Origin of the sequence: Sphingorhabdus sp. (assembly GCF_040079335.1) — a bacterium.
Classification (GTDB): domain Bacteria; phylum Pseudomonadota; class Alphaproteobacteria; order Sphingomonadales; family Sphingomonadaceae; genus Sphingorhabdus_B.
On record NZ_JBEBKL010000062.1, the window covers coordinates 1 to 12,201 of the forward strand.

At 60.2% G+C, this 12,201-nt stretch carries 17 protein-coding genes; 14 read left to right on the top strand and 3 right to left on the bottom strand.

What is annotated here, in order from left to right; genetic code table 11:
- The 7 genes from ABL922_RS13105 to ABL922_RS13135 all read left to right on the top strand — a co-directional run.
- Positions 1 to 201 (top strand): hypothetical protein (locus tag ABL922_RS13105; RefSeq protein WP_349024658.1); only part of this gene is annotated, 201 nt, incomplete at its 5' end.
- Positions 202 to 436: 235 nt separating this feature from the next.
- Positions 437 to 1,846, top strand: coding sequence for an aldehyde dehydrogenase family protein (locus ABL922_RS13110; protein WP_349024659.1), 1,410 nt, complete (start codon positions 437 to 439; stop codon positions 1,844 to 1,846).
- A 2-nt stretch (positions 1,847 to 1,848) separates the two neighbouring features.
- Positions 1,849 to 2,463, top strand: a complete 615-nt coding sequence (locus ABL922_RS13115) for a TetR/AcrR family transcriptional regulator (RefSeq protein ID WP_349024660.1) — start codon at positions 1,849 to 1,851, stop codon at positions 2,461 to 2,463.
- Positions 2,460 to 3,803 carry an aminotransferase class III-fold pyridoxal phosphate-dependent enzyme gene (locus ABL922_RS13120; RefSeq protein ID WP_349024661.1) on the top strand — a complete coding sequence of 448 codons (1,344 nt, stop codon included), beginning with the start codon at positions 2,460 to 2,462 and terminating at the stop codon, positions 3,801 to 3,803. Before ABL922_RS13115 ends, ABL922_RS13120 begins: the two co-directional genes overlap by 4 nt.
- Positions 3,800 to 4,579, top strand: a complete 780-nt coding sequence (locus ABL922_RS13125) for an MBL fold metallo-hydrolase (protein WP_349024662.1) — start codon at positions 3,800 to 3,802, stop codon at positions 4,577 to 4,579. Before ABL922_RS13120 ends, ABL922_RS13125 begins: the two co-directional genes overlap by 4 nt.
- The gene (locus tag ABL922_RS13130; RefSeq protein WP_349024663.1) at positions 4,576 to 4,950 is read left to right on the top strand and encodes a Rid family hydrolase; all 375 of its coding nucleotides are present in this window, start codon (positions 4,576 to 4,578) and stop codon (positions 4,948 to 4,950) included. Before ABL922_RS13125 ends, ABL922_RS13130 begins: the two co-directional genes overlap by 4 nt.
- Positions 4,947 to 5,621 (top strand): Rieske (2Fe-2S) protein, encoded by a 675-nt coding sequence (locus ABL922_RS13135; protein ID WP_349024664.1) that lies wholly within the window; start codon positions 4,947 to 4,949, stop codon positions 5,619 to 5,621. Before ABL922_RS13130 ends, ABL922_RS13135 begins: the two co-directional genes overlap by 4 nt.
- Positions 5,622 to 5,902: 281 nt before the next feature.
- Here ABL922_RS13135 and ABL922_RS13140 read toward each other — a convergent pair whose 3' ends face one another.
- Positions 5,903 to 6,691 carry a TetR/AcrR family transcriptional regulator gene (locus ABL922_RS13140; protein ID WP_349024665.1) on the bottom strand — a complete coding sequence of 263 codons (789 nt, stop codon included), beginning with the start codon at positions 6,689 to 6,691 and terminating at the stop codon, positions 5,903 to 5,905.
- A gap of 31 nt (positions 6,692 to 6,722) precedes the next feature.
- Between ABL922_RS13140 and ABL922_RS13145 the strand changes: the two genes are divergently transcribed.
- The 4 genes from ABL922_RS13145 to ABL922_RS13160 all read left to right on the top strand — a co-directional run bounded on the left by ABL922_RS13145 (position 6,723) and on the right by ABL922_RS13160 (position 8,627).
- Complete coding sequence (locus ABL922_RS13145) at positions 6,723 to 7,355, top strand: glutathione S-transferase family protein (RefSeq protein ID WP_349024666.1); 633 nt, start codon at positions 6,723 to 6,725, stop codon at positions 7,353 to 7,355.
- Positions 7,356 to 7,368: 13 nt separating this feature from the next.
- Complete coding sequence (locus tag ABL922_RS13150; protein ID WP_349024674.1) at positions 7,369 to 7,659, top strand: putative quinol monooxygenase; 291 nt, start codon at positions 7,369 to 7,371, stop codon at positions 7,657 to 7,659.
- Positions 7,660 to 7,744: 85 nt separating this feature from the next.
- Positions 7,745 to 8,293 carry a TetR/AcrR family transcriptional regulator gene (locus ABL922_RS13155; RefSeq protein WP_349024667.1) on the top strand — a complete coding sequence of 183 codons (549 nt, stop codon included), beginning with the start codon at positions 7,745 to 7,747 and terminating at the stop codon, positions 8,291 to 8,293.
- Positions 8,283 to 8,627 carry a nuclear transport factor 2 family protein gene (locus ABL922_RS13160; RefSeq protein WP_349024668.1) on the top strand — a complete coding sequence of 115 codons (345 nt, stop codon included), beginning with the start codon at positions 8,283 to 8,285 and terminating at the stop codon, positions 8,625 to 8,627. Before ABL922_RS13155 ends, ABL922_RS13160 begins: the two co-directional genes overlap by 11 nt.
- A gap of 41 nt (positions 8,628 to 8,668) precedes the next feature.
- Here ABL922_RS13160 and ABL922_RS13165 read toward each other — a convergent pair whose 3' ends face one another.
- Positions 8,669 to 9,373: a glutathione S-transferase family protein gene (locus ABL922_RS13165; protein WP_349024669.1), complete on the bottom strand. Its 705-nt coding sequence runs from the start codon at positions 9,371 to 9,373 to the stop codon at positions 8,669 to 8,671.
- Positions 9,374 to 9,472: 99 nt separating this feature from the next.
- Between ABL922_RS13165 and ABL922_RS13170 the strand changes: the two genes are divergently transcribed.
- Both ABL922_RS13170 and ABL922_RS13175 read left to right on the top strand, forming a co-directional pair.
- Entirely contained in the window at positions 9,473 to 10,210 is a 738-nt protein-coding gene (locus tag ABL922_RS13170; protein ID WP_349024670.1) for a YafY family protein, read from the top strand.
- Positions 10,211 to 10,252: 42 nt separating this feature from the next.
- A complete protein-coding gene (locus tag ABL922_RS13175; RefSeq protein ID WP_349024671.1) occupies positions 10,253 to 10,918 on the top strand; it encodes an aspartate/glutamate racemase family protein in 666 nt (221 codons plus the stop codon).
- Between the two features lie 26 nt (positions 10,919 to 10,944).
- Here ABL922_RS13175 and ABL922_RS13180 read toward each other — a convergent pair whose 3' ends face one another.
- On the bottom strand, positions 10,945 to 11,715 hold the full coding sequence (locus tag ABL922_RS13180; RefSeq protein ID WP_349024672.1) for an acyl-CoA thioesterase domain-containing protein: 771 nt from the start codon (positions 11,713 to 11,715) through the stop codon (positions 10,945 to 10,947).
- A gap of 104 nt (positions 11,716 to 11,819) precedes the next feature.
- On the opposite strand from ABL922_RS13180, the gene ABL922_RS13185 reads away from it, so the two are divergent.
- A partial coding sequence (locus tag ABL922_RS13185) for a LysR family transcriptional regulator (protein WP_349024673.1) occupies positions 11,820 to 12,201 on the top strand: 382 nt, incomplete at its 3' end.

Sequence of the window (12,201 nt, forward strand, 5' to 3'; positions counted from 1 at the left end):
TCTGCTTGGGCAGCCGCCGCCCCAAAAAAGAGGCCGATCATCACAGACAAATATTTCATGGAAGCGCTCCCATCCGACAACGCTATTATCGCGCTAACCGGTTCGACGGAAGATTTTTTCGAGTCTGATCTGACGGGGCCAGTCATTTCCGGCAATAGCGGAAACACCAGATTTTGTACCGGATTTCAACCATCCACCTGATTTCACTTCGTTTTTTGTTGTTTCGTTGAGCCTGAAACTGCTCCAGCAATGATCGGGTAATCACCGTTATGGCTATCACGAAACTTTCCGTACTTCAGCCAGACTTACTTCGAAGCCGCGCGGCAGCAGCAATTCCTTCAAGCAAAGCCGGCGCGGCTTATTGGCATAACTGACATGAATTTGACTCCGAGCCTTTTTTATACCAGACGTGTGATATATAAAGGAGCTGCTGGCGGTGGAAATCAAACAGCTGAGTTTGGCGTTCAGCCGACAGGTCGCTGCGTTTAAGGACGATCCATGTCCTAAGGTTTCTGCGCGGTTGGAGCGTGTTGCTCGCCTGCGCCGGATGGTGATTGACCGCCGCGAAGCGTTTCGCAGCGCTCTGGCTGAGGATTTCGGATCGCACCATCCTTGGTTGACCGACCTGATGGAAACCGGCCCGGTGCTGGGACGCTGCAACTATTTTCTGGTGCACCTTGCGGAATGGCTCGAGGAGGACCGGATTGATCTGGGGCCAGAACATGGCACGTCGCACGGTGAAATTCTGATGCTGCCCAAAGGCGTGATGGGCAATATCGCGCCGTGGAACTTCGCCATCGAATCCGCGCTGGTGATGTGCGTGGACATGCTGGCAGCGGGCAACCGCGTGATAATCAAACCGTCCGAATTGGCACCGGCCACGGCGCAAGCGGTTGCGGATGCAGTTGCAGCGCACTTTGAACCCGATCTGCTCACCGTCGTTCAGGGCGGGCCGGAGCTGGCGCAGGAGTTCGCCGCCATGCCGTGGGACCATCTGACCTTTACCGGCAGCCCGCGCATCGGGCGGCTGGTGGCGCAGGCGGCCGCGCGTAACATGGTGCCGATAACGCTGGAACTAGGCGGCAAGAACCCTGCGCTGTTCGCGCCTGATGGCGTGACCGAAGAATTGGTGCGGCTTTTCCTGTCTTTCCGTACGCTTAAATCAGGGCAGGTTTGCACTGCGCCCGACCATGTGCTGGTGCCGCGCGGGCAGATGGAAGAATGGATCAGGCTGGCCCAAGCTGTCTGGCAGCAGGCCTACCCCACCTATGTCGGCACGGATCAGTGTATCGGCATCATCAACGCCGCGCACTTTGCCCGGCTGTCGGGCTATGTCGAGGAAGCCCGCGCTCGCGGTGTCCGCGTTGAGGGGCTGAACAGCGATATGCCCGATCCCGGATTGCGGCATTTCCCACTGACGCTGGTGGTCGATCCGCCGGCAGATCTCGGCTGCATGACCGATGAGGTGTTCGGGCCGGTCGTCCCGGTTGTGCCCTATGATGATGTGGACAGCGTCTTTGCGCGGATCAACGCCGGGGAAACGCCGCTCGGGGCCTATATCGCCACGCACGACACCAGCCTTGCTGCCCGGTTTGTCCGCGAGGTCCGCAGCGGCGGGGCGGCGGTCAATAATTTCGGGCTGCAAGGCGGGCATGTCGCGCTGCCCTTTGGCGGGCTAGGAAATTCCGGGCAGGGCTGTCATTCCGCAAAACAGGGCTTCCTGAATTACAGTCACGCCAAATCGGTCTTCTGGGGATCGGCAGACAATATCGTCCACAAGGTGCTCGAACCGCCGCTATCCGAGCTGACTGGCATGGCCGCCAATGGCCAATACGCGGAGGACTGACGGTGCCAAAGATTGTCGATCATGACGAACGCCGCGCGCATATTGCGACCGCTGTACTGCGTGTCATCGCGCGCGACGGCGTGAAGGGTGCAGACCTGCGCTCGGTGGCCAAAGCGGCTGGTTGCTCGACCGGTGTGATCGCGCATTATGTCGGCGACAAGCAGGCGCTGCTGCTAGGCGCGCTGCGAGCGGCGATGAGCCATGTCGCACGGGCCATGGCCGATGTCGCCGAAGGACAGAACGGGATGGCGCGACTTATCGCGATGTTGGAGGCCGGGATGCCGCTTGACCCGGAGCGTGCCGCCTCATGCCGCATCTTTTATCACTTCGCCGCCGAAGGGATGAACGATCCCAAGCTCGCTGGTGAACTCGCCAGTTATTATGATTGGTGGCGGCGTGAAGTGGGCGATGTGATTGAGGAGCTCCAAGTTGAGGGACATTTTGCATTGCAGGATCCCTCAGCGCTTGCAGAGACTATGGTCGGACTGGCCGAAGGGCTCGCCATCCAAGGCGTCTTCGCGACCGACCAGGCTCAGACCGAGCGGCTGAGCAGGAGGCTGGCGGATGCGGTCGCCCGCTTTGATGCTCCGCCTTCCCGCCGGGAGCAGATGGCATGAGCGCGCTGCAATCGCTTGAAGTCGCAATTCATGCCGCCTGGCGCGAACGCACCCCGCAATCAGCTGCTTGGCACGAACGGGCGCAAGCCGCACTGGTGGGCGGTGTCTCAGGCACGGTCCGCTTCTTTCAACCATTTCCTGCATATTTCGAAGGCGGGCAGGGCGCGCATGCTACCGACATCGACGGGCATGACTACATCGACTGCTTCCTGTGCGGGGCCTGCCTGCTGCTGGGCCATCGTGCCCCTGCGTTGATGGACGCCATTGCCGAAGGGGCGAGCAGAGGCTCGCTGATCCTCAACCCCCGCCACAGCACCGAAACCGCCGAGATGCTGCAGGCGCTAGTGCCGGGCGCAGAACGCGTGCGCTTCCTCAACAGCGGCACCGAGGCGGTGATGTCGGCGCTGCGTTTCGCCCGCGCCTTCACGGGGCGGGCCAAGATCATCAAGTTCCTGGGTACCTATCACGGCATGGAAGACCAGATGCTGGTCGGGATTGACGGGCGGGCCAATGTGCTGGGCGCTGGCATCCCGCCCGGCGCGGTCGAAGATATCATCATGCTGCACTTTGGCGATGAAGATGCGCTGCATGCAGCACTGGCGGGGGGCGATGTCGCTGCCGTGCTGATGGACCCGTCGATGCATCACGGCGGGCTGTGGGTGGGCGATGGCCGCTTCCACCATGCGGTGCGCGACATGACGGCGAAGGCAGGCACGCTGCTGATCTTTGATGAAGTCATTGCGGGCTTCCGGCTTGCAGCGGGCGGCGGACAGCAGCATTTCGGCGTGACGGCCGATTTGGCTGTGTTCGGCAAAGCCTTCTCAGCTGGCGAAAAGCTGGGCGCTGTCACGGGCCGGGCGGATGTCATGGGCGTGGCGGACCCTTCCGGGCGCTCCAAAGGCCCCTTCGCCTTCCAGAGCGGCACCGGCAACGATACGACGGTAGCGCAACTCTGCGCGCAAGCGGCCATGCGAGACTATGCCCAGCGTCAGGCCGATGGTGGTTATGACCGGATCGGTGCGCTTGCCCGGCGGTTGGGCGATGGGTTGGTGGCGACTTTTGCCGCGCACGGGTTGGCGCTCCACGCCAACACGCTGGGACCAATCGTCCGAATTTTCATGATCAACGGCGCGGCCGACTATGATCGGGCGAGCATCACCAACCGCAAGCAGCTCAATCTCTTCCACCTCGCGCTGTTGACGGAAGGCGTGCTGACAATTCCCGGCTCGAACGATTTCTTCCTATCATTCGCGCATTGCGAAGCGGATATTGAGGCGATCATCGCCGCCGCCGCGCGCGTGCTTACGCGGTTTGACTTTGTCGGCGCGGTTGAACCATGAGCGCGTTACCAATCGCCGGCCACTGGTTCGAGCGCAAGGCGCTGGGCGATGGTATCACCCTGCTGTGGGAGCCGCATGTCCACCCACTCCTGCGCTGCAACATCTGGCATGTTGCGGGGCGGGACAGCGATCTGCTGGTCGATACCGGGCTGGGCGTGGCGAGCCTTGCCGAGGCTGCCCGTGACCTGTTCGACAAGCCGCTGACAGTCGTCCTGACCCATTGCCACATGGACCATGCCGGCGGCGCGCATGAGTTTGACACCTGCTGCGTCCATCCCGCCGAGGCGGCGGCACTGGCAGAAGCCAGCAACCATCTCCCGCTCGACGTTTCGGTCTATTCGGCGGACGATCTCGCCTGGTTTGCAGGAATTGGCTATGACATTTCGGGCGGATTGCTGGCCGCGATCCCGCATGCCGGGTTCAACCCTGTGACGCATGTCATGCAAGCCGCTCAGGCCTCGCGCCTGATTGGCGAAGGCGATGTCGTCGATCTGGGCGACCGCAAATTCGAGGTGCTGCACTTGCCCGGCCATTCACCTGGCAGCATCGCCTTGTGGGATGCAGCAAGCGGCACGCTGTTTTCGGGCGATGCGATCTATGATGGCGCGCTGCTTGACCAGATCCCGGGCTCTGACATCCCGGCCTACATCCACTCGATGGAGCGGTTGCGCGATTTGCCCGTGCGCGTTGTCCATGCCGGACATGATCCCAGCTTTGGCCGCGACCGGCTGGTCGAACTGGCCGATGCCTATCTCACCAGCAGGAGCAAAACATGACTATCGATGTCATTGTGCCCGAGGCCATGCGTAAAGCCTATGATGCGTTCCACTATGCGCCTGCGGTGCGCGAAGCCGGACTGATTTTCTGTTCGGGCGTGATCGGCCAGGGCGACAGCGCCGAGGACGAGTTTCGTGACGCCTGGCGAAAGATCGGCCTGATCCTTGCCGAAGCCGGTGCCGACTATGCCGATATTGTCGATACGACGATCTACCTCGTCGACCTTTCAGCCAACGCGCCCGCGATGGCCAAGGTCAAGGACGAATTCGTCCATGCCCCTTATCCCGCTTCAACCTGGATTGGCGTTTCAGGTTTCGTCCGCCCGGGCGCACGCGCTGAAATCAAAGTGATTGCGAGGGTGACGCCATGATGGTCGAGGTCGGCGAATTGATCCGCGAAGTGGGCGCGACTGCGGCACGCGCCATTGAGGACGAATTGGATTGGGAGCATCTGCCCCATGTCCACGCCTTTGCTTTTGAGAGCATCACCCTCAACAAGGCTGACCGCAATGGTTGGGATGCCAATGTCGTGCTGCGCGATGGGCAGGCGATGCGGATGACGGTGGCGCTTGATGCCGACCGGTTGGGATATACCAACGCCACATTTGATGCCGACGGAACCGAGAATGGCCGCACTGTTTGCCGGATCACGCCCGGCAAGGGCGATCACTGCACCATGCATTTGCGCTTTTTTGTTCCGGATCGCCCGAATCTCGACAAACCTGCAGTCGGCAAGTTTTATTCCGATTTGTGGGCCCGCCTGATTGATGAGGACGAGCCCAAGATGATCCACCGCGCCCGCGCGCTGAAGGAAGGAGCGACGCTCCATAAGCAGCGACGGCAGGTAACCTTGGCGGACGGTACGGTCTGCGATGTGCCACTGGTCTGTCCGCACCAAGGGCTACCACTCAATTGTGAACCGGACAGCGACAATGTGATGACTTGTCCCTGGCACGGCTACCGCTTCGATGCGCAGACTGGTCAATGCGTGACCGGTCAGATCAAGGGCTGGATAAATGGTCCGGCAGACAACAAAGCATGAGGGTAGGCGGTTTCGTTGGCTGGCCTTTCGCACTGATGGTCGGCACTTGCGTCAACCTAATCAATCAAGGTGCTGCAGTCTGGCATGGCGCCGCGATAGACTGGCTGCGCCTCGACCTCAACTATTTCGTGCCGTTTTGCGTGTCGGCGTTCAGCAGGGCGAGGACTGTTCACAACAGGAGACAATGATTTTTTCTGAAACCGGAGGGAAATTTCGCGGATCTTGCTTCGCAAAAAGTCGACCGATATGGGCGCCGTGTCAACGGGCAGCACCACCGTATTTCAAATCGGCCAGGCACGCATTGCAATGGCACAAACGCTAAGCAGCTCCGCGCGTCCCGCACCATCCTGAGCCTGAATCGAGAGGCCTTCTACAACTGTCGCGAAGTAGGCCGCGAGCGACGGGACGTCTGTGTCATCCGAAAGCTCTCCCAAGGCTTTCGCATTTCCAAGACTTGTTACCAACTGCGCCTGCATCGCCTTGCGTAGGTTCGCTGTCCTTTCAGCCGCATCCCGGCCATTCGGTCCGCATCGCAAACTGCCGGCGCCGATCATACACCCCGGCGGCATATCCTCCCGCGTCAGCGCGACAGCCAGACTTGTCAGTGTCATCTGCATTGCCACTGCCACCGGGAGACCTTGTGAGAAGGCATTCCCCAATTCTTCATTCAGAAGGAAAAGATAGTGGCTGAGCGCTTCGTCATAGAGCGCATTTTTTGAACCGAATGCCGCGTACAGGCTGGGCGAATTGATACTCATGGCCTTGGTAAGATCGCCTATGGAGACACCTTCAAAGCCATGGCGCCAGAACAGCACCATGGCCGCTTCGAGCGCAGCAACGCGATCAAATGACCGCGGGCGCCCTACTCGTTTCGCGACTGGTTTCAATGACAATCCTGACAATTTTGTATCGATCGATAAATAATATTGACTGCAGCCCGATCTCCTATTTATGTATCGATCACTACGAAAATGCAACCTCGGGCCGCACGCCTCATTTCCAGCGTCCTGCTCGATCTCAACCAGCGGAATAGCATGTGCGCTCAAACGCGCTTTGGGACATCCGATCATGACCGTTCACCACGCTTGTATGAGGTAGGTGATGACTGACCCGCTGATCCTTCATGAAGATCCGATCAGCGGCAATTGCTACAAGATCCGCCTTACAGCGTCACTCCTTGGGATTTCGCTCGAACGAAGGACCTATGATATCCGCAACGGAGAAACGCGGTCGCCTGAGTTTCTTCGTTCTATAAACGCTAATGGGCGGATCCCAGTCCTGCAAATCGGAGACCGCTTTCTGCCCGAAAGCAATGCGGCCTGCTATTGGTTGGCAGAGGGTTCCGATCTTATTCCTTCGGATCGCTTCGATCATGCCGAAATGCTGAGATGGCTGTTCTTCGAGCAATATTCGCACGAGCCAAACATTGCCACGCTTCGCTTCTGGCTGGCCTACATTGGGAAGGACAATCTCGACGACACTCAGTTGGGCCAAATCAACAGCAAAACTCGATCAGGCCAAGAGGCCTTGCGCGTGATGGATGCACATCTTGTGCAGCGAGACTGGTTTGCTGGAACTGGTCTGAGCATCGCAGACATCGCACTGTTTGCCTACACCCATGTTGCCGAAGAAGGGGCAATATTCTCGCTCGATGATCATCCGGCCATTTGCCGCTGGATGGCGCGAATATCTGATGAGCCTGGTTTTGTCCCCATGAAGCCGGGGGATCATTGACGTGCCAGTTCTGGTGTTTGGAACGTTGCGCTTTCCAGCAAACAACATGGCTAAGGTCAAAATACCGCTCGTCACGCTGGTCGAGACGACGCGGGAGGAGGACGGATGCATCGCCTACGATGTCGCCGAAGACATGTTTGACCCTGGCCTCATTCGTTGCTCGGAAATCTGGCCCGATCATAGCAGCCTGCAGAAGCACCTCGTTGCCGCGCACATTGCTCCGTGGCGCGAAGCTTGCGCTAATCTAGGACTCATCGAGCGGTCGTTCACAGCCTTTGACGGATTTGACGCGAAATCCATCTGAAGCCAGTCGCCTAACCATTTATGGAGCTTGACTCTCATTCTTTAGCAGTTATTCTAGAACATCTGCTAAAGAATGAGAGTCGGCGATGGCACGCGCGTGCGAATTTGATCAGAGTGCCGTTTTAACATCGGCGATGGAGGCTTTCCGCCGTGGCGGTTTCGGGTCCGTGTCGATCCGCACACTGGAAGACGCCACCGGCCTCAAGGCGGGTAGCATCTACAACAGCTTTGGCGACAAACAGGGGCTCTTCCGGGCTGCTTTTGCGCACTATGTCGAACATGTGCTGCGCGCGCGCATCGCCGAGCATGCCCCGCCCGAGGCAGGGCTCGCTGGCCTTCGCGCGCTGTTCGTTTCGCTGATGCATGAACCGGATGACGGAGCATTGGGCTGCCTGATCACCAACTCTGCAGTGGAGTTTGGCGGCAGCGATGCGCAACCCGCCGCAGTCCATGCTGCGCTTGAGATTCTCGCCGACCTGTTTGGGCAGCGGGTGCCGGCAGCACAAAGCGTCAAGCTGCTCGCGCTCTATCAAGGCATTCTCGTGCTTGTGCGCGCCGGGTGGAACAAGCCCGCACTCGAAGCGATGGTGCAGGCCGAATTCGATCAATTGGATGGAGAACCCAATGTCGCCTGAAGAACTCTGGAACCGCTATTCAGCCATCTGGTCCGCACCCGCAGAACGGCGCGGCGGCGAACTAATGGCCTGCCTTGCCGACGATGCGACCTATTGCGACCCCAACGGCCTGGTCGAAGGCCGTGAGGCATTGTCGGGCTATATGGGTGGATTTCAGGAAAGTGCGCCGGGTTGCACGTTCCGGATCAACAGCGTTGCCCACCACAATGGTCGCAGCCTTTCCAATTGGCAGATGCTCGGCCCCGACGGCAGCGCCTTGCAGGACGGCACCAGCTTTGGCGAGCTTTCCGACGACGGCCGCCTGCGGACAATTACCGGCTTCTTCTTCAGCTGAACTTCGGTTCGGTTGACACAGCGCCGGTTAGCAGGACGAGGTTAGGCTGGGCCGTACCACAGCGCCGCGCAGCGCTCGACATAGTTCAGCAGAGTCGGCTGCGCGTGCACGGCCTTGGTCATGGGGCTGGGCAGCTGTGGCAGCAGCAGGTTGGCCAATTGCGGGTAAGCAATTGAATCAAGGCCGGTAGGCGCATCGCCCATCATGAAGGGCTTCGCGCCGAGCTGAACCGCCAGCGTGTCAATATCGGCCTCACCAAAGGCGTAAATTTCAGGGGCAGAGTGGCGACCGAGGCCCTGGCCTTGCAGGTTGCGGCGCAGCTGCTTCTGCGCGATCATCGGGACGATCGAGCGGACAATCGGCGGGAGAGCGCCAAAGAATTGCTGGCGCAGCACCGGCCAGTTCGTATCATCGATCCAGCGGCTATAGACCATGCACCAATAGAGCCGCTCTTCGCACATCCGCATGAAGGCGTGCGAGATAGCCCGTTCGGCAGCCGATAGACCGGCGTTGAAATCAACAGCGTAGCGTGATTCCAGATAGGTCTGGATAAGTGCGGAATCGCCGATCACGGTCGCGCCATCACGGATGCAGGGCAGCTTGCCCTTTGGGCCTTTGGATGGATCGGACTGCACTTCAATCGCATAGTCCAGCCCGGCCATTTTCAGTAAAATCTCGACTTTCATGCAGAAAGGGCTGGGGTTGGCGATGTCGAAATAGGACGGGAACTGGACAAGAGTGATCATGGAATGGCTCCGTAAGTCTGTTCGGGAGTGATACTGACATGCTACTGACAGCATGGTGTCAGCAGTGTTCTGCTAACGCACCTGTTCAAGGAGACTTTCGTGCGCCGTGCAGACCGCCTGTTTGAGATTGTTCAATATCTGCGCCGCGCCGGCGCGCCGGTAACAGCACGGGAGCTGGGTGAGGCGCTGGAAGTTGTACCACGTACTATTTACCGTGACATCGCCGTCCTGCAGGGATCGCGCGTCCCGATCGATGGCGAAGCGGGCATCGGCTACATCCTGCGTCCTGGCTACGATCTGCCGCCCTTGATGTTCGATCAAGACGAGATCGAGGCGATCGTGCTCGGCGCGCGGCTGGTGGCCAGGAGGGGCGACGCCGATCTGTCCAAGGCGGCGGCGAGCGTCCTTGCCAAGGTTTCGACGATCCTCCCCGAAAACCTCGCCCGGCAAATGGGTCAAACCGCGCTCTACGTCCCGCCATCTGACCGCGAGACCAAACGTCCAGTGCCCGAAGCCGCCAAGCTTCGCAGCGCGGTCCGCCGCTCGTCCAAAGTCACCATCACCTATACCGATGCGGTGGGTGCACAGACCCAGCGCACGATCTGGCCGTTGGGACTGTCCTACTTTGTCGAAGCCACACTCGTTGCGGCCTGGTGCGAGCTGCGCGAGGGGTTCCGTGCCTTCCGGGTCGACCGGGTGCAACACTGTGAAATTCTGGGCGAGCATTTTGATGGTCGGGGCGGGCAATTGCTTGCGGACTGCCTCAAGGTGCTGACAGCGGGTGATCCTCTGTCGGACGTCGCAGACCACTCTTCCAAAAGCGGTCAGACTGTCTGAGCCGTTCCAGCCTGCGACTTGCGCGCCCGATAGTTCGCTACCTTGTCGCGATTGCCGCAGATCGACATGGTGCACCAGCGGCGGCTTATTGCGGCTTTTGCCGCGCGGAATGCCGATCTGCAGCTGACCATTGTCCACGCCGACGCGCCGACCTTGCTCCACAATCTGGCCACTGGAAACGTTGCCGGCCAGGTCGCGATCTACAAGAATCTCGCCAATCGCCTGGCTGCGGCTGAGGCTGATTGCGTGGCGATCACGTCCATCGCCGGTCATTTCTGCATTGATGCCCTCAAGCCGGTGTCACCGCTGACGGTTATCGACATGATTGAAGAGGTAAGCTTGGCGATCAGGCAGATGGGTTACAGGCGTTTGGGTATTCTTGGCACGCGCACGGTCATGGAAACGCGGTTCTATGGCAGCTTGCCGCAGGTAACGATCATTCCACCCAATGATCAGCACTTGCATGAAGTCCACCAGGCCTATTCGGCAATGGCTATCGCCGGCTTTGCGACAGCGGCGCAGTCCGCGACGTTCCATGCCGCCGCACAATCCCTGCTGCACGACGAAAGCGTCGAAGCCATCCTGCTGGGCGGCACCGACCTAGCGCTGATCTTTGACCCGGCGACCTCAGCATTTCCAGTAATTGACTGTGCGGCCATCCATGCAGATGCGCTTGCCGCACTGGCAATGTCAGGTCGATCTCCGTGATCGATCAGGCCGGTTCGTTCGCCCGGTCAGGGCAGTCTTGCCGGGCCGGGAAAGGCAGTCAGCGCGACAGACATCGAAACCCGGCCGATCACGCCTGCGCAATCGCGGATCAGCCCGCCGCCGATTCCGCCACCGTTAGCGGGGTGCCAATGGGTTTGCGGCTCTATCCCGATCCACTCCCCGCATGGCGCGCGCAGCAGCTGGACGGTCAGATTGGGGTTTGGATCAGCCACGACATTGGCAAGGGGGCGAAAGATGCCATGCGCCCAGTCCGCCGGGCCCAGCACGCGCGCCATTGATCCTGCGCCGACGATCACATCCTCCTTCAGGCGGAACCATCCGATCCCGTCACCGGTGCGGGACTCCATGGCATCCATGAACCATGGTCCGCCATGGGGAGCGGCGCGTGCGCTGGATGGATATTGCAGCGGATCAAATGTCGGCTCGTCAGGCGGTGAAAAGCCCGGCACGTCAATCGCGCGTGGTATGCCCAGCGTGACGCGGACCATTGCGCAGGGCTGATCTTGCCCCTCCGCCCAGACCGTGTTGTCGATGATGGAGATGCGCCCACCTGCGCGGATCGGCGTGATTTCGGTGCGAAGCCGCGCCAAAGGCGTGGGCCGCAGGAACCAGGCGCTGACGCTCAGCGCTTCGCCCCAATTGTGCTCGGCTGCCAGCAGTTCGATCTCGCCTGCCAGCAGCCCGGCAACCGCGCCGCCTTGCAGACCGGAAAACGGCCCTTGGGCGAGCGCGGTGGGCATCCACTGCCCGGCACCATGCGCTTCAAAAACTGCCATCGTCCAAACTCCATCGCTGCCGGGACAAAGGTAGGTGGCGGGCGTTGCTTCGGGTTACAAATGATCTATTGTCGTCATCGATGAAAAATTCTCATTCATACGCTATGCAAGCCGGGTCCAACCCGTTGGCATTGCCTTCAACCACAGCCTTGCTGGCGTTCAGGGAAGCTGCGGCCCATCTGAGCTTTCGCAAGGCTGCCGAGGTGCTGGGTCTGACGCCGTCTGCCGTCAGCCATCAGATCCGGGGGCTGGAAACGCAGCTCGGCGTCCGGCTGTTCGCGCGCAGCACCCGCGCGGTCGTTCTGACCCCGGCAGGGGCGGACTATCTCAAAGCCGTCAAGGCAGCGCTTGAGATGCTGGCGGAGGCACGTGGCGCGCTCAAGGAATTGGCAGGTTCGCATCAGGCGGCGCTGCGGGTCAGCGCGCTGCCGTTCTTTTCCAGCACGGTCCTGTTGCCCCGGCTCGCGCAGCTGCAGGCGTTCTGCC